At 47.9% G+C, this 22,427-nt stretch carries 13 protein-coding genes; 2 read left to right on the top strand and 11 right to left on the bottom strand.

All coding sequences use genetic code 11. The features are described 5' to 3' along the window. Nucleotides 1-40 precede the first annotated feature (40 nt). The 3 genes from MHB49_RS17595 to MHB49_RS17605 form a co-directional block, all read right to left on the bottom strand. A complete protein-coding gene (locus tag MHB49_RS17595; RefSeq protein ID WP_405152345.1) occupies nucleotides 41-1,363 on the bottom strand; it encodes an MFS transporter in 1,323 nt (440 codons plus the stop codon). A gap of 14 nt (nucleotides 1,364-1,377) precedes the next feature. Beyond that, nucleotides 1,378-2,136: an N-acyl homoserine lactonase AiiA gene (gene aiiA / locus MHB49_RS17600; RefSeq protein ID WP_405152346.1), complete on the bottom strand. Its 759-nt coding sequence runs from the start codon at nucleotides 2,134-2,136 to the stop codon at nucleotides 1,378-1,380. 596 nt (nucleotides 2,137-2,732) lie between these two features. Beyond that, complete coding sequence (locus MHB49_RS17605) at nucleotides 2,733-3,116, bottom strand: MerR family transcriptional regulator (RefSeq protein WP_405152347.1); 384 nt, start codon at nucleotides 3,114-3,116, stop codon at nucleotides 2,733-2,735. A gap of 218 nt (nucleotides 3,117-3,334) precedes the next feature. Between MHB49_RS17605 and MHB49_RS17610 the strand changes: the two genes are divergently transcribed. Next, nucleotides 3,335-4,123 (top strand): SDR family oxidoreductase, encoded by a 789-nt coding sequence (locus MHB49_RS17610; protein WP_405152348.1) that lies wholly within the window; start codon nucleotides 3,335-3,337, stop codon nucleotides 4,121-4,123. Between the two features lie 525 nt (nucleotides 4,124-4,648). Here the strand turns inward: MHB49_RS17610 and MHB49_RS17615 are convergent. The 4 genes from MHB49_RS17615 to MHB49_RS17630 form a co-directional block, all read right to left on the bottom strand. Continuing rightward, nucleotides 4,649-11,965 carry a DUF5695 domain-containing protein gene (locus MHB49_RS17615; RefSeq protein WP_405152349.1) on the bottom strand — a complete coding sequence of 2,439 codons (7,317 nt, stop codon included), beginning with the start codon at nucleotides 11,963-11,965 and terminating at the stop codon, nucleotides 4,649-4,651. A gap of 317 nt (nucleotides 11,966-12,282) precedes the next feature. Continuing rightward, a complete protein-coding gene (locus tag MHB49_RS17620) occupies nucleotides 12,283-13,137 on the bottom strand; it encodes a carbohydrate ABC transporter permease (RefSeq protein WP_405152350.1) in 855 nt (284 codons plus the stop codon). 4 nt (nucleotides 13,138-13,141) lie between these two features. Then, nucleotides 13,142-14,044 (bottom strand): carbohydrate ABC transporter permease, encoded by a 903-nt coding sequence (locus MHB49_RS17625; protein WP_405157163.1) that lies wholly within the window; start codon nucleotides 14,042-14,044, stop codon nucleotides 13,142-13,144. A gap of 97 nt (nucleotides 14,045-14,141) precedes the next feature. Next, complete coding sequence (locus tag MHB49_RS17630; protein WP_405152351.1) at nucleotides 14,142-15,452, bottom strand: ABC transporter substrate-binding protein; 1,311 nt, start codon at nucleotides 15,450-15,452, stop codon at nucleotides 14,142-14,144. Nucleotides 15,453-15,573: 121 nt separating this feature from the next. Between MHB49_RS17630 and MHB49_RS17635 the strand changes: the two genes are divergently transcribed. Next, nucleotides 15,574-16,506, top strand: coding sequence for a helix-turn-helix domain-containing protein (locus MHB49_RS17635; protein ID WP_405152352.1), 933 nt, complete (start codon nucleotides 15,574-15,576; stop codon nucleotides 16,504-16,506). Nucleotides 16,507-16,645: 139 nt separating this feature from the next. Here the strand turns inward: MHB49_RS17635 and MHB49_RS17640 are convergent, their stop codons facing one another. From MHB49_RS17640 to MHB49_RS17655, 4 genes are all read right to left on the bottom strand, one after another. Then, on the bottom strand, nucleotides 16,646-18,631 hold the full coding sequence (locus MHB49_RS17640; protein WP_405152353.1) for a glycoside hydrolase family 127 protein: 1,986 nt from the start codon (nucleotides 18,629-18,631) through the stop codon (nucleotides 16,646-16,648). Between the two features lie 346 nt (nucleotides 18,632-18,977). Beyond that, entirely contained in the window at nucleotides 18,978-20,558 is a 1,581-nt protein-coding gene (gene ggt, locus MHB49_RS17645) for a gamma-glutamyltransferase (protein ID WP_405152354.1), read from the bottom strand. Between the two features lie 57 nt (nucleotides 20,559-20,615). Further along, on the bottom strand, nucleotides 20,616-21,944 hold the full coding sequence (locus MHB49_RS17650; RefSeq protein WP_405152355.1) for an amidohydrolase family protein: 1,329 nt from the start codon (nucleotides 21,942-21,944) through the stop codon (nucleotides 20,616-20,618). Continuing rightward, nucleotides 21,941-22,381: a cupin domain-containing protein gene (locus tag MHB49_RS17655; protein WP_090898515.1), complete on the bottom strand. Its 441-nt coding sequence runs from the start codon at nucleotides 22,379-22,381 to the stop codon at nucleotides 21,941-21,943. Before MHB49_RS17655 ends, MHB49_RS17650 begins: the two co-directional genes overlap by 4 nt. Nucleotides 22,382-22,427 lie beyond the last annotated feature (46 nt).

The following is a 22,427-nucleotide window of genomic DNA, read 5'->3' on the forward strand; positions in this document are numbered from 1 at the left end:
CATCCTCCCTATCTTTTGGACAAGTCGTCCGTCTACCAAACTAATTACCATAGCTTCCGCTAGGATTTGTTTTTCTTGCAAATAGGTATGTCAGGATTGCCAACAGGGCAATGGTAAAATAAACAACAGAAAAAGGCATCTTTAGATCAATCAGTCGTCCGACCAGCGCAGGACCGAACGCTCCGCCTAGCAGATAGGCCAGTGTGAAAATACCCATCCCCACACCCAGCTCAGCGGAACGGAGTGTCGTCGAAACTAAATTGCTGCTAGAGGTGAGGACACCGTTGAATCCAATCATAAGGATAATAATCAATAAAGCATCGATCCATGGCGGCAAATGTACGGATACACCCAGCAGTATAAATCCGCCGATGACGAGACTTTGCGATATGACAAGCACGCGGGAGCTTCCGAAACGATCCGTCCAGCCCCCGATCCGGGATCCGAGCAAGGCTGCGCAGGCAGCACCGGGAAGCATCAGCAGACCAATTTTGCTAGTCGGTAAATGAAAGGCGTTCTTCATCAGGACAGGAAGAGTAAAGGTTAACCCCGTGTTACATACGAAGGTAAGAAATCCAATCCCTAGAATTCGTCGGTAAGGAACATTTTTCATGAAAGATGCATCGATAAATGGATGTTCCTTTTTCTGAATATGAATACCGAACCATAGAAGAACTGCTGCTCCTGCAATGAGCATAAACCAATAGTTCGTAACCCCTAGCAATACCAACGCCAGTCCGGCGGAGAACAAAACAGCTCCGAGATAATCGAATGAACCTCGGTCGTGTTTCTTGCTTGGAACATACTTGAATACCAAAGGGATAACAAATAGGCTTAGACTGGACACGATGAACAAAGCACGCCAGCCAAAGTATTGCTCTACGAAACCGCCGAACACAGGCCCGAAGCCGGAAGCAAAGGCAATTGTGGCGGATAACGTTCCCAGTACCCGTCCCTTGACGGCAGGCTTAAAATATAGGGTTACTGCCGCATAAGACAGGGGAGAGATGGATGAGGCCCCTGCTGCTTGCAGTAGTCTCCCAATGATGACTTGCAAGTATGAAGCTGCAAAGAAACCGATCATAGAGCCGAAAGCAAAAAGGATTAAACCAATGACATACAGCTGACGGAAGGAAAAGGACTCCGTTAACTTGCCGTAAGTACCGGCGCCGATAGCCATCAAAATGCTGTAACCGACCATGACCCAGCTCACCTGCGAGGAGGTCAGGGCAAAGTCAGCGGAAATCGACGGTATAGCTAAGTTAAACATAGTCATATTGATATTTCCGAAAATAATGAGCAAGCAAAGTGTCCCCATTAATTTCCACTCATTTCCAGATAAAGCCATTGATTGAGTATCCATAGCCTATTACTCCATTACAGGAAGTCAGGAAAGGTGCGGCGTTTTTGCGCTTGATCTCTATCGTGTCCCAAGAAAACATAGGACGGCCGAACATCCTGAATCAACTCCTGCATGCGAATAATCGATTTGTCAGCCATCTCTTGATCGAATGTCAAGAACGGTACGTTACTCTCGAAGTTATCCCGAGTATAAGCAACATCAATCGTCAGAAGGACTGGACCCGACTTTTCTGTTGTGACGAGGACTGATTGATGCCCAGGGGAATGACCCGGAGTGAAGAAAATTTGAACCCCCGGAATCAATTCATGGTCACCCTCAATGATTTGATATTGTAAATCGGGTAGCCTGCACTCTAATGGAGAGTAATCCTCGTTGCCTATGGCCGCATCATACTCTGCCCTTTGAATAAGGATAGGTGTATTGCGGAAATGTCCGTTTCCCCCAGAATGATCCAAGTGTAAATGGGAGCTAATGACCATCTGAATATCGTCAGGTCGATAACCGACACGCTTTAACACATTCACGATCGAGTCGCCGTCCGACATGTTGGGGACGACGCGCCCTTCTCGTCTAGTCCCCTTGTAGTAATCGGGATTATTGATAAAAGAGTCGGGCATTCCCGTATCGATGAGTATCGGACCGCTGGTCGTTTCCAACAGAAAAGACCACACAGGCATTCCGACTAACTTCCCGGGGACAAGGGTTCGATTAACAGCCGATTGATCTAGGAAACATTCACCTACAGGTAAAAAATACAGCTTCTTGACATACATCCAGTTTCACCCTTCGTATTATAAATTCGGACAACTTGTCCGGTATGGATTTATTGTAACGGACAAGTTGTCCGATGTCAATCGTCATCAGAAAATAAGGCCGATCATAACAGTATTAATTACCTAAAACTTATCTTCGCTTGTTATACGAGGTCTACCGCCTCTACCAGCTCAAACATGGTTTTTTGGAGGTCGTGGGAGAACAGTTTTTTGTACGAGGTTTTCTCCCCTAAAGCCGCTGCGTTCTCCCGGCTCCCCCCATCGTAAAACGACCACAAAAAAAGGCCAACCAGTAATTACTGGCTAACCTGATAATACGAAAGCCGCTATAATAGCGACTTTGAATGGAACAATGTTCTTGTCCCGCGACAAAAACTAGTGACAATTGTATTTATGTTTTTGTGCCAACATTAGCTGGTTTTTGTTTCGCGCGCTTCACGCACTCAACTGGCTAAAGCCATAAAGAAAAAACGCCCCTTTTGGCGGGGCGTCTCTGAAGAGCGCACTCAACTATGAAGTCTAAATTTAACCATCATATTTGGTTACCACGCAGAACTTTGTAAGAAAGATATCTACCGCTAATTCTTATGTTAATCCTAAATTTTAATACTAGTTCGTTCAATTTGAGATTCTAAAACATCATATAGAGCAAGCTTATAATTTATCTTATCCAAGTTAAAATAGAGATCCCTTATACTCTGCTCTATTTCTTTTTTATGATTGAGCATCATCAATTTTCGTTCTGGAATTGTGGAGTCCCCTTCCTTGTATAAGTAAACGTATTTCTGAATTTGGGCAATAGGCATTCCTGTAGCTCGAAGTGCTGTAACAAAGTGTAACCAACTTAGATCTTCTTCATCGTATAAACGCTTTCCATTTTCGTTTCTTTTAACATGTGGGAGCAATCCCTCTTTTTCGTAATAACGGAGGGTGTGTGCAGCTATTTCCGTTATTTCAGTAACTTCTTTTATAGTCAACATAATTACTTCCGTCGCCTCCTATTAAAGTACACTTTAAAAAGAATTCTTCAACTTTACTAATTAGACCCTCTAATTTTATGTGAAAAATGAAGAAATTTATGATTAAATCAGGTTTTATTATAAAGCTTTTATTATTCAAAAAAACCTTTGACTTGAAGTGAACTTTACAGACTATGATAGCAAGGTGAATTAAAAAATTTTTGAGGGGATGCATGCAGATGAAAAAGAAACATTTTGTACATGAAGCTACACAGACCACTATTTCAATCGTCACTGGCGGTAGTCGAGGAATTGGTCGTAATACTGCCATTAACATTGCTCGTCATGGCGGCGATGTCATTTTGACCTATCGTAGCCAAGCAGAAGAAGCCAAATCAGTCGTTGCTGAGATCGAAGCTCTAGGACGAAAAGCGATTGCTATACAACTTGATATAGAAAACACATCCGGCTTCGCTGACTTTTCTGAAACCGTTAGTTCTATTCTGCAAACAAATTGGGGCAGCGCCACTTTCAATCATCTGGTGAATAATGCAGGTCATGGGGAAATGATCAGCTTTACCGAAACAACAGAGGCCCAATTCGATAGCTTGTTCAATGTACACGTAAAGGGCGTGTTTTTCTTAACTCAAGCGTTACTGCCGCTTCTTGCAGATGGTGGTCGTATCGTTAACTTCTCAACGGGTCTTACTCGTGTTTCTTATCCCGGCTTCTCTGCTTATTCGGCAGCTAAGGGTGCAGTAGAAATTCTAAGCATCTATATGGCAAAAGAGCTCGGACACCGCGGTATAACTGTTAATACGATTGCCCCTGGTGCAATCGAAACTGATTTTTTAGGCGGCGCTGTACGTGATACGCCATCTTATAATGATGCGTTTGCTTCGATGGTTCCTCTTGGTCGTGTGGGTGTACCTGACGACATTGGTCCTGCAGTTGCCAGCCTACTCGATCCTGACAATCGCTGGGTGAATGCACAGAGAATCGAGATATCTGGTGGTCAAAACATTTAATTTTTCATAGGAATACAATGATATCCCGCTATTTTTATGTAAATTCGCTTTATTTACGCAATATGATTTCCATCACTTAACTATTTAGATAATAATCTAATCGAATAAGAGACTCATTACTAAAATTAGATATTCATCTAATCGACAATCGGACTATGTTCTTGTCCTTCGACAAATTGCTCGTCATGTATCCGCCAATGATTGTCTGGCCTGTACCATGGCATTACGTATAATTTCCTGTGCTTTGAGTTGGTTCCCCTTTTCTTGGTGAATACTTGCAGCTTCCAACTGCATAATAATTCCGGCAAGAAATTTTGGGTTCTGACACGTGCATTAACTTGTCTGTAAAACAATGACGCGTAAGATATGACTACAAGAACTTGTACCGATAAAATAAAAAAGCCGCTAAATTAGCGACTTCAATGTGACCATGTTCTTGTCCCTCGACATCACTCTTCCATTCTGCCCGCCTTATTAAGACGACCTTGGTCCTGCACAAAACAGGATCAAGGTCGGTTTCTTTGATTATAGCTGTAAGAAAATCTTATACAGAACCTGAGCAGCTTCTGCTCTAGTTGTCGTTCCGCCAGGACTCAGGGTGACACTGCTTCGCCCGTTTATGAAACCCATTTTAACCATAGCAGCCATGTCATCAATTGCGTACTTTGCTACATTTGCCGCATCTGTGAATCTCTTGAGATCCTCAGCTGTGCGGGTCTGCTCGGATTTGCCCACTGCCCGCAAAGCCCGTATGGTCAGCACAGCCAAATCTTGTCTAGCAATATCCGTTTCGGGATAGAAGCTGCCGTTTGAGCCCAGGGCGATCCCGAGTGCTTTGGCGATTCCGATTTCCTCATAATAGGGGTCTGTTTGCTTCATATCACTGAAGGTGGTGTTGAACTCTGCTTTGAGATCCAGTGTTCTTACCAACCAGGCTAGATACTCACCTCTTGTGACCTTTTGGCCGGGACTAAAGCTTGTTGCAGATGTACCGTCGATGAATCCTTTGGACGCCATGGTTTCAACCGCTGGTGCGTACCACGAATCCTTGATGACATCATTGAAGAACTTCTTCGTATAAACAACTGCATATTGACCTGTGTTTGCCGCTGGAAAAACCATGGCTTGTAGAGCACTGTCGTACTTACCATTCAATAGCTGAACAAATGTACTATTCGCAGCCACGTAAGAAACTGTAAGGTATTTGGAATTGGCCAATTCTTCACCATCAGGAGCATAAGGCAGTCTGATTTCAGCCGGTGCATTCAAGGCTACCATTTCTTCTCCATCTAATTGAACAGCGAATGCAATAACAGGTCTGCTGGCTATCACTGATTTTACATCTGAATGAAGCTTTACAGTATCTAGCCGGCTCAGTGACAGTTCCACATTTTTGGCACCTGATACATACTTCAGCAAATTAGAAGGTACTGCAACGGTTCCAAATTCCGTATTAATCTCGATCTTGATGTTGGCATGCTCTGCGGTTAGTACAGCTGCAGGAAGCTCAGCCGCATAGGAATTGGCTCCCTCTGCTTTCGGAATGTCCACCATGATTATTTTAATAGTACTGCTATTCGCCTTTACATGCTCCAGAGCCTTATTAAGGTCTTCCTGCCGGATAGGTGCTCCTTTAGCTTTACCGGTTTTGGTATCCGTCTTTGGTGCCACAATCTTAATCCAATTTCCTTCGACTTTTATGTTTTCAGGAACCGGTGAAGGTGTGGACACTGACACAGGTGCATCCGTTGACGGCGGTGTTTCCGGAGGCTTCGGATTGATGACTGGATTGCTGATAACGACAGTAAGGGATTGGCTCGCATAATGAGTTGCCGTTTCTTTATATCTTACTTCGTAGATTCCGTTGCCAAGACCTGTAACCTCTGTGCCTGTGATCGCATTCCAGCTGCCAGCGTCCACTCCCACTTGCCGATATTCCATTACAGGACTTAAACCAGTGATCTTACCATCCTTGGCCCCAGCTGTACTGACATTTACAGCCTTGACCTCTGCACTGGACGGCGGACTTTGCTCCTGCTTGGTTCCGTCAGGCACAACGATCAGGATAGCAAGACTTGGATTGCTCAAATCCGTTCCGGCGTACCGGAGCTCGTAGCTGCCGGCCTCTAGGCCTTCAATGGTGGTTCCACTAACCGGCATGTAACCACCTTGATCCGCCTTTCGGTACTCCATATCGACAGTCACATTTTCAATTCTGCCATCATTCCCTCCTGCCGATGTAGGCGGTGTAATGACGAGTCCTTCCGCTGTTGGTGCCTCTCTGTCTGCCTTGGCTTCATTGCGAATGTCCACGGTTACCGGCGGACTTGCCTTTAGGCTGTCTGTGGCTGCATACCGGATCTGATAGCTGCCAGGCTCCAGATCGTTGATACTTGAACCTGTAACAGGCGTGTAGTCCTCTTCGCCCAGCTTCCGGTATTCCATCGTTTCATCCAAGCCCTCAATTATGCCTTTTAAGTCGGTGTCTGAATTGGCGTGTGAGATCACCCACACATTCGCATCGGGTGCAGCCTGCTCCTGTGTCTGCCCTTCCGGAATAACGACTTCCTTATCCAGGCTGGCGCTCAGCGAACCGGTCTTCATATACCGGACATAATATTTACCGGCGGTGAGACCTGTGACCTCAATTCCTGCAATTGCAATATATTCTTCTTCGCCTTCTTTCTTATACTCCATTTCTGTTGTCACACCGATCAGTTTGCCGTCATCTCCATCAGGAATGGACGGTGCCACACCGGCCGGTGTTACTGGAGCCTCACGATCAGGACTGGATATGGCCTGGTGAACTTCCCATTCCCACAGACCTACACCGTTATCTCCTGCCCGCGATTGCTTGGACAGGGTTACTCGCACTGCCTTTACATTCAGCACCGAGTCAAACGTGTACGGATTGGAGGATTCCGCTGGAGTATGTTCAACCACTTTGATTCCCTCCGTAACCGTTCCCGCTGTTACCCATTCATCAGTTGCGCTATCCGCCGGGATGTAGGAGTATACAATTTGGGTAGGCGGCTTGATTCCGCCGCCATCTGACCACAGCACCAGATTCGAACTTCGGATAGATGCTCCCTGCGGCCATTCATATTGCACCCACTCCTCTGCGCCCTCATGGCCCCAGGTTCCCCAGTGCGAGATGTTGTTGCTATCCTTCCTCCCATCATTCACTGCCGCCAGACTCTCCCAAGGTGAGGTATAGCTGGAAGAAGCATTTGCGAGGAAAGCCATATTGCCGTCATTCGGACTTAGCAGACGCAAATCCGTCAGCAACTTCTCGAGCGCCAGGGCAATTTCCTCGTCTGTGGCATTCATATTCTTGATCACAGCAGATGCTTCTGTCTTCGCCGATTCGATTGGCGCAAGACCTGGATCTGTAAGGTTCGAAGGATTTAATGTATTTACATAGTTATAGAGCTTGATCAGTTCTGTCTTATCTACCGCTCCGGTATAGCCGTATACCTTCCATTCCAGAATACCGCTGCCATTAACGGAAGGCTTCATGTCCATACGGACACCTGTAATATAGGCGGGCTCAAAGGTAGTCGTATTGTATTTATTCAGTTCATTGCCCAGTCCCTTTAAGTCCCGCGGGGTGTACCATTTCCCATTTTCACCGCGAAGCATTAGCTGCATATCCTTCGGACGGAAGTTCCCACCGTTGTCTTGAAATACATATACATCCATCGAAGAGGCCAGGAATGGCTGATCCCATTCATACGTCACCCATGCCGGATCCCCTTCTCTTCCCCAGTTATGCCATGCACTGTTGGAGGCACCGCGGTTCGGCGAGAAATCTGCCGAGCTCTTAGGGTCAATACCGTTATTCATCGCTTCGGGATATCCGTCGCCACCAGAGAAGCTAGCGGAGGCCTTGGCTGTCAGCGCCGCATTTTGCAGCTCAGAATTCACGACATGTACGGTAGCCCAAACCTCCAAAGCACTGCCATCGACGTTTCCTCTGGCTTCGAATTGGCCTGCACTAGCATAGCTGCTTGGATCAATGGCATCCCAAGTGATTTCCTGCTCTAGATACCCGTCCTCTGTTAAAATATAAATTTGTCTAGGAAGTTCTGGTTCTATATCCTTCTTGATCACTACGCTGAGTGCCCGATAAACGTCAACGGCATCTTCCTTGATCTCTACCGTTACATCCTTACTGGCCTTCTTGTCTCCGTCTGTAGCACTGAAGGTAAACACGTAGGTGCCTGCCGTGCTTATACGCGCATAGGCTGCTGCTTTGTCACCATCCACAAATGAAATGTCCGCTGAACCTTCAGGCTTTTGCTTAATGGCCCAAGAGTACTTCAACTGGGGTTCTTCTGCCTCGCTATGCACAGGGTCAGGAATGGCTTCCCCGGACAATACCACGATACTGTTATTGGCAACATCCTGAACAGCAGTCACTTGGCCGATTGCTGGAGGTTGTTTATCCGGCGGTGAAGCCAGTTCGAAGATTATCTGGCTGGAGCCAGTCAGTTGTCCATCACTTGCGCTAAGCTTAACCGTATATGAGCCTGCTTTGGTACCCGTGGCCTGTGTAATGCTTGCTTTCGGATGAGTAAAGGTTAGCTTGCCGCCTTCCGGGGCGCTGACCACTTCCCATTGATAAGACAGAGTCCCTTCCGGCGCACCATCATCGGTTACAATCCCATTCAGCATAAATGGAATCAATGCTTGTGGATGTTGTGTCGCCAGCTCTACAGTAATTTGCGGAGCTTCATTTTCGCCGCCGGCTGACTTTTCAATGATCAATTCAGCACGCTGCACGCTACCCATCTGAAACATGGCAACGCCTTCATTGTTCTGAACATAGAACTGTCCGGCAGATGTACCATTCAGCTTCATGGTATAGTATCCATTCTCCATCCCCACTCCATCGAACAAAATCCGTGAAGTATGCTCTTTCCCTGATGGATTCAGGAGCTGAAGTGTAAAACCCTTACCATTTTTTTGAATTTGCGTGCTTTCTACTTTATCGCTTTCCAGCTCCAAATAGATTTTCTCATCGATCAGATTGATCCGTTTGCCGAAACCGTCTTTCGGCGTAATGTTGTAGCTATCTCCTTCGTCAGTTACCAACGCTCCATAACCGAGCAGCCCGAATATCGGATCTGTAACTATATCGGAGCTGATGCTGAGAAGGGAACCATAGAGGCCTTCTTCCGATTCGCCCGAAAAATCATTCCAGCCGTTACTCATGACGCGTGAGCCGCCATCGTATACGTCCTTCGTACCTGTGCCTCCTTTATACATCGAATATCTCCAAGAGGTACTGCCAACTGAATTAGCCGAAATCTGTCCCATATTGACGGCATTGAAGTTCGAAATCTTCGCGGCATAATTTCGCTGCTGTGCAATTGCCTTCTGCTCCACCGATCTGCCATCATTCTCATACCTTAACCAGTCATCCATAATGTATCCTGCTAGAGACGCAGTATATTGGAAATTCCACCAGCCTTCACCGCCGCGGAAAACGGGCACGGAATAATGGAACCAGGTAGGCTGAATACCGCGCATGGCACGTGTTTTCCAATCGGCCATTTCCATACTTTTCTCAGCTGCACCTGTAAGTGCGTCTGCTGGATAGTACGTGCGCAGTGCCTTCGCTGCTGCATAAGCCCCTTCTTCGCCAGTATTATCATATTCAAATTCCGAGCCGTAAGGATAAGTGGCTCTAGTCATATTCCGTCCCTTGTCGAGGGCGAACTTTTTCTGCAGATTGGCTGACTCGCTCTGCATCCCCTCTTCCTTCAGTGCTTCAATCATATGCGGGATTTGCTGCTCGCCATAGAATCCGATGGCCCCGGTGGAAACACGCTTATAGTAGATGTTATAAGCTTTCTCCAGATAAAACTGAGGCGATTCCCGGTACTCGATCAGATTAGGATAAGCCTTCTGAATCCGGTACATGTTGAAAAATCCGGTAGCTTCCATGATTTCGGAGAACGTACGTGTATAAGGCTTATCTTTGTCGGTGTACGCTCCAGAATCTTTCAGCCAGTTCGCAACGATGTAGCTATCCTGAGTATTCTTCATGTATCGTTCCCACATGAAATCGATCAGGTATGTCTCGATAGAGCGAATTTCATCGGGACTTGGAGCCAGATAGTTCTTCATCGTCATGAAGTTGATGTTATCATGGCTCCAGTCATCCCCCCAATGGCTTGTATTGAGATCGATGCCACTTGTAAGATACCAGTCGAAATAGTTACCATAAGTAGGACTTTCCAGATTCTTATCCTGTGTTTGCTGGACCATGAATTCGGAATGGGCATCCGAGATTGCATCCAGCTCGGCTAGAACATTGAATTCAAATTGAGTGAATTTATCCACCCATTTGTTGCCGTCCTTCAGCTTATATTCGATACGCACGCTGTTATTGCCGATCGAATCAAACTGAAGTGAATAGATATGATGCTGTTCACCATTTACGATCTTGGTCTCGACAAACTCAACCGACTCGTTGTAGCCAGGGTTCCCGTCAGGCAGTCCACGTCCGGCCCGCGAGTTGTCAACCATTTCCTTTCTGCTCTTCCCAGGCTTGATATCCGGAATATGCGCTTCATCAAACGGATCATTCTCTGCCACATTTTGAATATCGATGGATTGTACATCAACGATATTGTCGTCATAGTGCAGGTCTAGCTTGACAGGCATATTGATTGCTGTCTGGAAGCCCGGCACCGCTACGGCATCAATCATGCCTGATTTATATAGGATGGACCGGAGATTGGCTTCACGGTCTTCCATCGAGGTTGAACTGTTATTTGGGCTTTGGGCACTTTCCTGCGGCGTGTTGTCTCCTCCACGGACTGCTGAGAATTTGAACTTATACGTCTTGGACTCATCCGGTCCTAGTACGAGGCTGGAAGCATCAGTGAAGTATCCGCGTCCCGTTTTCTGGATTTCTTTGGAGTGAATATAGAGCACGTTCAGCCCCGGATACCAGCCGCCACTGTCTCCTGTCCAGTTTTTAAAGGTGTCTGTAGCACGTCGCTCTCCTGCTTCATGCATCCAATAATCCACATACTCGATTCGAGCGCCGCTCTCCGGCACCGGAGTGAAGAGCATGAAGTTTCCCTCACCACTGGTGCGGATGGCATAAGAATACCCACTGTCAGCACCTGCGAAATTATGCACCGTCACACGGTCATCATAGGTATCGGATAAGGTCTGATATTTGTTATTCCAAGGCATCGGCAAGCCGATATCCCCGAATTCGATATACTGATTACTTTTGTTCTTCACCGTAATTTCCCAAAGCATTGAACCATCATCGGTCTCCATATCAAAAACGGATTTCACATCGAAGCCTTTCATTACCCGCTGGTCTGTAGAATTTAGGCTCTGTCCAATAAAGTTGACTTCTACCTTCTTGCCGTCTGCTGATGCGGTCTTGTTAATATAGGGGTTATCCGGATTAATGGTCGAATATTGTGTAGATCCCCCGGCAGCCAATGTTTTATTGGTATCAACTTCTACAAAGCCGTCCCTGTTGTCAGGGAATTGTCCATTGGCACCTGTACGGTAGGAGAAGATCATTTCCCCCATCCATTGGTGCTGGGTACCATTCTGTGGCGATGTCGTGTTAGGCAGGACGAAATTGATTGATTTCCCCTGTTTATTGGTAGGATTATTGTTGATATAGAGCTCCTCAATCTGACCTAAGTCACCGACTTTGGCCGACAGGCTGGCATTGGAGATACCGGTCTTTACCGCAGCCGTCGCGGCCCCAGGCAAAGCGCTAACCTGCAGCGGCAGACTTGAAAATGCCAGGAGCAGCGCGATCATAAGCGGCTTCCACTTCTTCGAAATCATTGTCATTATAACCTCCTGTATATATGTGATCATATCCATTAGGGGTTTAATTCTCTTAAACCGGTAAGTTATAGTTTCTTCTACGAAATACCTTTGACCGATCCATCGAAAATGACGTTCATTCTTTCGTCTAAAGTAGAATCTCTAAGTCTTTTGTTAAGATAATCGAATCCTATAACCGCTACTCCACTTACGTGGAGCTTACTTCGTTTAGCATCCCTTCAGATGATGATTGAATGCCCCATTTCCTTGTTCGAAGCAGAGGCAATAAAAACATGAATGAAGCTTGGGACATCCATTTCATCAAATAGAGGGAGTTTGAATTAACCTTTCACCCCGCCAACCGTGAGACCTGAAATAAAGTAGCGCTGAAAGAAAAGGAACAGAATCAAGATGGGTACAATGGCAAGCACGGCTCCTGAGATCAGTTCCTCATAATGATTTCCCAATGGGGAAACGAAGGAAGCCAGCCCAATCGGCAGAGTAAACTGTTCCGTTGTCCGCAGCACAATGAGTGGCCAAAGAAAGTTATTCCAGCTGTTCATGGCCTGCAAGATGGCAATTGCCCCAAATGCCGGAGCCATCAGCGGCACCATGATGCGGAAGAAGATACCAGACTCGGTACAGCCGTCAATTCTGCCTGCATCCATAAAATCCTTCGGCAAACCCTGAGCGAATTGTCTGAAGAAGAAGATGGGTAAAGGCGCCACCACAAAAGGCAGAATAACGCCCCATACTGTATTGATCAGCTTCAGTTTAATTGTCAATTCATACAGGGGCAGGATAATAATTTCCATTGGTATCATCATCACAACCAGCACGAGGGTGAAGATTAGATGCTGTCCTCTGAACCGGTACACGCCCAGTCCGTAACCAACCATGGAGGAAAATAAGAGACTAAGTACTGTGAACATCGCGGTGATGACCAGACTGTTTTTGTACCACGTGAAATAGTGACCTGCCGCTCCCGATCCGGCAAAGATCGTCTTATAATTGTCCAGGCTCATTAAGGCCCAATCCCAACGAACGTTGAGGCCGTACCGGAACAATTCGGCAGCTGGCTTCAGTGAGGCAAGTATTAATGCATACAGAGGAAACAGCATCAAGACAGCCAACGCCGCAAACAATACCAGTAACAAAAGTGAAGCAGCATTAATTTTATTTTTTCGTGTCTCCATCGTACTAATCCTCCTTCCTGAACATGCCCAGCACGGTAAGCTGAAGCATGCTGATCAGGAGTGTGATTACCAGCAATGTGATGCCGATGGCCGCACCGAATCCGAGATTAAAATATTGGAATCCCTGCTGATAGATATAACCCACCATTGTCAGTCCGATATTTTGCGGAGAGGGTTTGCCTGCCCAGAGCATGTAGCTCTCCGTGAACATCGCATACCCACCATACAGCGTAATCGTAATCACATAGATGGTAATTGGCTTAAGCATAGGCACCGTAATACTCGTGAATTTCCTCATCACTCCAGCACCATCGATATCTGCGGCCTCATACAGATCCTTGGGAATGCTCTGCAGTGCGGAGAGAAAGTACAGCATATTAATGCCCATCCAGCGCCAGCCTGCAAGTACGACCAGTGCAACCATGGCCAGTGATGAACTATATAACCACTGCTGGCTTGGAATGCCAAAGACGCTCAGGATGGAATTCATCAGTGCTCCATCGAGTTCTCCGAAGATGAGCCGGAATACAACCCCAGCTACAACAACCGAAGTTAGTGCAGGAATAAACAGGGCTGAGCGAAACAGGTTCCGGGCCATCATGCGACTGGAATTGAGCAATACGGCAAGCACCATGGGTACCGGAACCAACAGCAGCAGCGTCCAAAAGGTATAACGCGTGCTATTCCACAGTGCAGCCCGAAAGTCGGCGTTCCAGAGTTTACTGTAATGCTCCAGCCCCACAAACTGAACATCGCCAGGAAGAACCTGCTGAAAGCTCATCATGCCGGCTCGAAACAACGGATAAGCGAAAAAAATGAGAAATGACAAGATGAACGGCAACACAAACCCATACGGAGCCCATGTTCTGGAATTCAATCTGATGCTCCGGCGCCTGTTGGCGTTTATTGAAGCTGTTGTTTCCTTATGAAGCTGCACTGTGGACCAACCCCCAACTTGGAATAAGCCATATCCTCTATATTAAAAACGATCCCACCAACAACGTTTATCGAGTCAGTTCTGCCTGAACGTCATTCAGGACTTGTTCAGGATCCTTCAGATTAATGAAGATCTCTGGCATTGCTTTATTACGCACCGCATCGAATACTTCAGGCGACTTCTCTCGAATGTGGACAGGAGCAATCTCATCCTTCACTTCGAGCAGGGTGTTGAAAATATCATCTCCGAAATAATCCGTGTATTTGTTCGACTCCTTCATGGCTGCATCTGTCCATACATCTGTGCGAATCGGGTCAAATCCAAGCTGCTTCCAGATCTGAATGTTACCCTCTTTGGACAGTTTGGCATAAGCGAGAAATTGCTCGGCGAGTTCAATCGATGCGGACTGATTGGTAATGGACGTTGCTGTACCTCCCATGCCAGCGGAACGATTACCACCCTCTTCCCAGGCTGGCATAGGGCGAATGATCATCTTACCCTTGAGATCCGGGATATGATCGGTAAACCGGTTCATGAACCAGAACGGCATAAACACTGCTGCTGCACTCCCCTTATCCATATATCCGAAGTATTCTTCCGTGTCATGCCCTGCCCCGGGCGCGACAGCAGCAACCCCTTCTTGGACCATGTTCTGAAAGAACTTCATCGTTGCAATATTAATGGGTGCGTTCACCGTTACGTTGTTATCTGCATCCACCTGATCCGACTTCTGCTGGCTAATGGCCGGCCACCAGGACCAGTTCCCATTCCCTTCAAACGTGATCATCGGTTTACCGGTCTTCTCGAGCACCTGTTTCCCTGCCTGCTCGAAATCACTCCATGTCTTGATATCATCTGCATTAACACCCGCTTGATCCAGAATGTCCCGGTTGTAATACATGACGGTTGCACCCACATGATAATCGATACCGTAGTATTTACCTTCCTTGCTGTAGATTTCCACCCGGGATTGCACAATGTTACTCAGTTCGGGCTGAATCATGTTCGTCAGATCCACCAGCTGCGGTACACCTTTCATAAAATTGGGAAACTTGCTTTGCTCGATATCAACCAGATCCGGTGCGCCCACACCGGATTGCAAGGCAAGCAACAGCTTGGTATGCATATCGTCATATGGAATCGTCGTTGCTTCCAGTTCAATCTGTTGATCAGGATGGTCCTGATTCCACTGCTCTGCCATACTCTCATAAAACTTCTGATGGGCATCCACAAAAGTCCAGAAGACCAGCTTGGTCACTCCTCCGCTTCCTGCCTCTTCAGATGTCCCGCCTGAACCTTCCTTTGTAGTACTGCATCCACTCAGAGCCATCACTACCACAAGAAGACATACCCCTAACCATACCTGCATTTTTTTCATGTGCAATCCCCTTCCCAAGGTTGTAATCCTGAATCCGTTTAAGGTTAGAAACTCAATTTCGTAAGCGCTTTATTTTCTATGTTACTTGCTGTATCATAAAAAATAAATGCTCGATGCCAACATGAATTTTAAATATTTCAACCTGTTCGGAGGTGCCAAATTGGACTCGCCCATCCTTCATTTCATCACCCCGCCCATTCCCTATTTTATTGATTGCGGACGTGCTTATTACGAAGCCGGTGAATATCACATTAGCCGCAGTGACATCGGTGTCTTTGATCTAATTGTCGTTACACGCGGTTCACTCGCCATTAGCGAAAACGGGACAGAATGGCTTCTGAACCAAGGAGAAGCACTGATCCTTAAACCGGATGGACACCATTACGGCAGTGCAGCCTGTAAGGCGGAAACGGAAATGATCTGGATTCATTTTCAAACCTATGGCAGCTGGAGAGAGTCTGCCAACATGGACGAATGCCTCGCCAATCAATCAGAACTAATCGAGACACATAAGGTGAGCGCATATCTGAACCACTGTGATGTCTGTTCCATCTTCATCCCCAAACATATGCACATTGCAACCAAAGACATGGAACTGCTGGAGCATTTCTCTCAGCTTGATCAGGAGCCCCAGTCCATGCGCAATTGGAAACGACAGGCGACCTTCCAGCAATTTATGCAGCATCTGGATCTTGGGCTGTCCTCACTGTCCGACGTTGCTGCCATCCGGATTGCAGAGAAAGTTGAACTCTACATCCGCCACAATTACCCGCTACCAATCTCCAATCCGATGCTGCAAAAGGAACTCAACTACCATCCAAACTATCTTGCACGCAGCATGCTGAAAGTGTATGGCATGACCCCCATGGAATATCTGCTGCATTACAGAATCGAACTGGCCAAAAAGCTGCTGCTTCAAACCGCCTGGTCCGTTGCTCGCATCGCCGAAGAAATCGGTTTTAATCATGTATCCTACTTCTCTTCCTGTTTCTCGAAAAAAGAGGGCATCTCTCCTTCCAACTTCCGCAGCAAGTTTACCAACTCAGATAAATAAACGGACTCCGTCAGAACTGATGCCGTGAAATAAAGTGTCCGTTTACCAAAGATCGCGTTATCCTGCAGCGCGCATTCTGGGTCTATCGGACGCTTTCCTGTTTGCCTACCTTTTTACAGCAGCACTAGTAGTCTTCTTCTTATTCGCTCTCCCGAATCCAAACGCTCATTTCTCCTTCATCCCGATTGGCCCAAGTGAAGTAAGGAATGAACCGAAGCTCGGCAGGCTGTGTATCCCAGTGGACATCACTGCGATATAGCTGTATTCCCCAGTCTTCTTGGGATACGATTCGCTGCCCAATGGTTGTAAGTGCGGGAACCCCCAGAGGCATCCGTTCACCGCTACCGATATGAAACTCGGCATCCCGGGGCAGCTGAATGCGATGCAATCCGCGTCCATTGTCGACTTCTTCGAGACAGTACATAAACGGTCCCCGCTGGATGGCTACTTTTCCGAAAGTGGCTTTGATGTGATCATGCCCTTTCATCCGAAGCAACTCCGTAGGGAAGTGAAGTTTAATCTCATCACCGACTTTCCACGAACGGGTCACCTTAATGTAACCGTATTCAAAAGTAAACCCATCCTGTTCGCTCTTCTCCCCATTAATCCACAGCTCGGGAATCTTGCACCAGTCCGGTTTTCTCAAAGCTATCGTAAACTGCATTCCCTCTGGGGAATCGGGCCGAACGATCAGCTTCACATCTCCGGTGGAGGTATAGTTAGAGTCCATGGTTAGGGCTACTCTCCTACCCTGAAGTGTGAATTCCCCTTCCCCTCCGATGTACAATTGCACATATAACGTAGCCTGTTCCACAGCCGGGGTAAATACATATTGATCCAATGAGGCAATTAATCGCGCAATGTTCGGCGGACAGCAGGCACAACCGAACCACCCTTGCCGGCGTGTTCGCACGTGGGCATAATTAGGATTCACACGTTGAATCTCCGGATCGACTTCAAGCGGATTCACATAGAAGAATCGTTGACCATCCAGGGACATTCCACTAATCACCGTGTTGTACAGGGCTCGCTCCATAACGTCTGCGTACCGGCTATCCTGCTCCATCTGCAGCATGCGCTTCGCCCAAAAGATCAGGCCAATCGAGGCACAAGTCTCTGCGTAGGCGGTATCTCCCGGCAGATCATAATCGCCTGTAAATGCTTCTTCTTTGGCTGATGAACCAATGCTTCCCGTAATGTACATTCGCTTGCTTACGATGTTGCTCCACAACCGTTCACAGGCTTCTTTCAGCGGTGTATCCTCCGTCTTCGCAGCTACATCTGCCATAGCCGCACACATGTAAACCAGTCGAACCGCATGGCCTTCTGCTGTCGACTGCTCCCTAATGGGCAGATGGGACTGGGAGTACGTATGACGGTGAACCATGTCCAACCCGCCAAAATGTATGGTACGGCCCCTTTGCTCCCATTCTTCTACAAAAAAATGCGGACTCGCTCCCCGCTGATCCAGAAAATAACGGCTCAGTTCCAGATATTTCTCTTCCTTTGTCGTCTCATACAATTTGAAGAGTGCAAGTTCAATCTCCTGATGCCCATCATAACCTGGCAATTGTCCCGGCTCTGTACCAAACACGGTGCCTATATGATCCGCAAGGCGAATAACCACATCCAGCAGCATGCGCTTGCCCGTAGCATGATAGTACGCCACACCAGCCTCAATCATATGTCCTGCACAATAGAGTTCATGACACTCAGCGAGGTTCGTCCAGCGCGCGCCAGGTTCCCGCAGGGTAAAGTACGTGTTCAAATAACCATCGGCTTGCTGTGCCCGAGCTATGGTCTCAATAACGGAATCCACGAGGACTTCCAGTTCCGGGTCGGACTTAGCGGAGAGCAGGTACGATGCTGCTTCAATCCATTTCGCCACATCGCTATCCTGAAATACCATGCCATAATGAACGCCTTCTTCCTCCCCTGCAGCAATGCGGAAATTCTGAATGGCCCGACTTGGTTCAGCTCCTTCGATACGGTCATTAAGCGCTTCCCATTGATAAGGAACAACCACGTTGCGGACCAGTTCAATATAATGAGACCAGAATGGATCGTTAATTTTATAGCTATAACCTGATGTCTGTGGATGGCTTGGGACGTCTGGTTTTGTCATGGAAACCTCTCCTTGTTCTATTTAATAACCTTATTTTACAAATCATTACATCAGGGCGAAATCATCATTTCCAACTGAAATTTACATAATTACAACCTTGTACGACTGCACAAGCAATGCGGGAGGCAATAGTGGTTAACAACTTTTACCAATAACATAAACTCTAGGTCTTCAAAAATTTTTTAACCTGCTCCTGTGTTTTTTGGTGTGGAGTTGGTTCGGACTTAGAAGAAAATAAACGACCGCTCCCCAGTAGGCTAACAGGAAACGGTCGCAGTTTAGTTGTGTCTTATGTAAGAATAAAGGCCTGGGCAGTATGCACCCAGACCTTTCACCTGGTTCTGGTTTACCATCCGATAGCCGCACCATCGCAGCGGGGGTCTGTGCCCCCGAGCAGGAAGCCATTGTCATCGATCATAATGGCATGCGCATGTCCCATGACTCTAGCGAAATCTTCAACTGTGTGTACCTCGTGTCCGGCGAGTCGTAAACGCTGCTGCACTTCTGCCGCGATTCGGCCCTCCACTCTCAATTCTTGCGTCGCCTCTCCCCATGTTCTTCCCCACACCCAGCGGGGTTCATGCACAGCGTTTTGGGGAGTCATACCATAATCCACCATGCGGGTCAGCAGCGCGGTCTGTGTCTGGGGCTGACCTTCTCCTCCCTGGGTACCGTACAAAATATACGGCTTCCCATCGCGGCAAGCCATCGCCGGCATCAGCGTATGAAAGGTTCTTTTGTCCGGTTCCAGCCTGTTCACATGCGACGGATCTAGCGAGAAAAACGAGCCTCGGTTCTGCAGCAATATTCCGGTGTCTCCTCCAACCACGGCCGAGCCGAACTCAAAATAGAGACTTTGGATAAATGAAACGGCATTACCCTCGTTGTCTACTACCGCCGCATATGCCGTATCATGGCCTACCGGCTGGGTATTCATCGGCAGAGCTCGCTCCATATCGATGCAGGCCGCCAGCTTTGCAGCATAGGGTTTGGATAGCAGTCGGTCCAGAGGAACGGAGGAAAATTGTGGGTCTGTCAAATAACGATCGCGGTCACGGAAGCTCAGCTTCAGTGCCTCCACGAGCAGGTGATAGTATTCATAGGAACCATGCTCAATACTCTCCAAATCAAACTGCTCTAGAATTTGAAGCGCCATTATACCGGTAAATCCCTGTGAATTCGGCGGGACCTGATAAAGATCAAGCCCTCGGTAACTCCCTTTGATCGGCTCCACCCATTCACCTCTGTGTCTCGCAAAATCCTCCAGTGTCAGCAGACCGCCCTGCTCCTTAAGTGAGCGAACAATCTCCTGACCAACACTGCCTGAATAAAATACGTCTCGACCCTGATCCGCAACCTGGAGCAGGCTGCTTCCCAAAGCAGACTGCACAAAGCGGCTGCCTTGCTCCGGGACCTTGCCTCCAGGCAGATAGATGGCGGCAGTCTGTGGATAAGCTGCCAGCACATTGAAACGCTCAGCCGTATTGACATGCTGGTCCGGCGATAGCGGGAAGCCTTCCAGCGCATAACGGATCGCGGGCTCAAGCACCTCCGCCAGCGTCTTCGAGCCATATTCCTGTACTATGGCATCCCAGCCGTCCACCATCCCCGGCACGGTAATGACGCTTCGGGGTCCCCGCTGCGGGATGGCTGACTCGCCGGCAAAGCAGCTGGCGGTAATCCCGCTGCCCGAACGTCCACTCGCGTTATATGCCCTGACTCTTCTCTCTTCGCTGCTATAGGTTAACCAGAAGGAATCGCCTCCCAGTCCCGTCATATGGGGGTATACGACGGCAAGACAGGCGCTCACTGCCACGGCAGCATCAAAAGCGTTACCTCCCTGCTGCAAAATACGCGATCCTGCCGCGCTGGCCAAAGAATGAGGACTGACTACCATCGTCTGTGTGCCTGTGACTTGTGGAACCATCTTGCCACCTTCTTTCTCTTCTATGTTTAACTGAGGGTCATTCCTGTTTGTAGCTAATCATGTTACCCATTCAGATGCGAATGACTGAGCTGTATGCAAAGCAGACTGCCATCTGCCGGAGGCATACACCCAGCGACTCATTTTTGTGCCTGATAGCAGCTGCGTGACATCCGAAGCATCCGTGACAACAAAGTTGCAGTCATGCCCTTCTTCTATTCCATACTCGTAGCGACCTGTGATTTCAGCTGGTATATCCGTGATCATCCGCAGCAGCTGTACTAAATCCCGTTCACTGCCCATGTGGGCTGCATATGATGTGATTTGGGCGATCTGTATCAGATCCCCGCGGCCGAACGGATGGAACGGGTCTTGAATATTGTCGGAGGCCGCAGCAAGCGGAATGCCTTCTGCAAGCAGCTCACGAATGCGTGTTGTGCCCCGTCTTACCAGGCCGTGATCTTCCCGTCCCTGAAGATACAGGTTCACCGCAGGGAGCGTTACCGCGTTCAGACCGGCTTCCTTCATCTTCGCAATCACATGCTGTGCATCATTTTCCGTCATTGCAGACAACGAGCACAGATGATCTGCCGTCACTCTGCCCTGATAACCGTAGCGAATCGTATGCTCTGCGATGCTCAGCACGGTTTTTTTTTCGGGATTATCACTTTCATCTGCATGCAAATCAATGGGTACGCCGAAACGTTCCGCTAACCGAAAAATCCTGCCAGTCTCTCTTTCAGAGTCATCTGCGAGATGAGGGGCTCCCCCCAGTACATCAATTCCCATCCGCAGTGCTTCCTCAATTGCCTCATCCGCAGCTTCATGATTGCCTCGGAACGGAACCATGAGCGCATATTGGATAGCCATACGGCCCTTCAACTTCTCTCGTACTTCCAAGGCTGCCTCGATCGTCCGAAAGGCCACCTCTCTCCCCAAATGAACAGGGAAGTCAAGGTGGCTCCTTATGGTCGTGGTCCCGTAGCTCAGTGCCATACTGGCTGCCGTCAGCATGCGTTCCGCTAGCTGCTCCTTGCTGAATGTCTGTACAGCCTGGCTGTAATTAAGAATGGCTTCATGAAGTGTGCCGGATCGGTTCGACACCTGCTCAAGCGAGAAGGCTTTATCCAGATGCATATGACAGTCAACCAGGCCAGGAAGCATCATGCCGCCCTGCAAATCGATGCAATCCGCGTCTGCGAGCCGTTTCAGATCCGATCCGGCCTGATGTGGGACCATCAGTCGGGAAGAACCACTTTCCCGTGCATCAAGGAAATGATCTTGCTGACGGATACTAACCCATTTTCCAACCTCCGCCTTTAGTTCATAAAGACAGAGGTCTTCCCGGTGCGGAAGGCGTACATTAATGAAACGCAGCCCTGCACTCATTGTGCGGTAGCCAGCGCCTGAAGCACGGCCAGATCCTCCTCGTCAAGCTCGGTGGCCGGACCCGCTTTGATCATATCTGAGAACATTTCGTCCGGTACCATGGTCGTCAGACAATACAGACGTGTGCTGCCCGTGTTAATAATATCGTGATGGTTGCCCGGTGGAATGATAATGAATGAGCCTTGGCGGATCGGAGTCTCATACTCGTTGCCAACTTTGGCTAGCCCCTCCCCTTTTAACACATAAAAATATTCATAAGCTTCCCGGTGTTCATTGGATGGAGTTCTGCCTCCAACCTCGAAGATCTCCACAAATGAAGTGAAAGGAACCTGCTCCCTGTCGCACAGCAGGATGAACTTATTCGTATCCTGTGCGGAAATTTTGTGGACGGGACAATTCTCAAAGTTACCAGCAACCAGACCTGGAATGTTCACCATATACATTCAACCTCACTTTGATTGATTTTAATTTATGCTTCGCTTT

Origin of the sequence: Paenibacillus sp. FSL K6-0108 (genome assembly GCF_045040695.1) — a bacterium.
Taxonomy (GTDB): Bacteria; Bacillota; Bacilli; order Paenibacillales; family Paenibacillaceae; genus Paenibacillus; species Paenibacillus pabuli_B.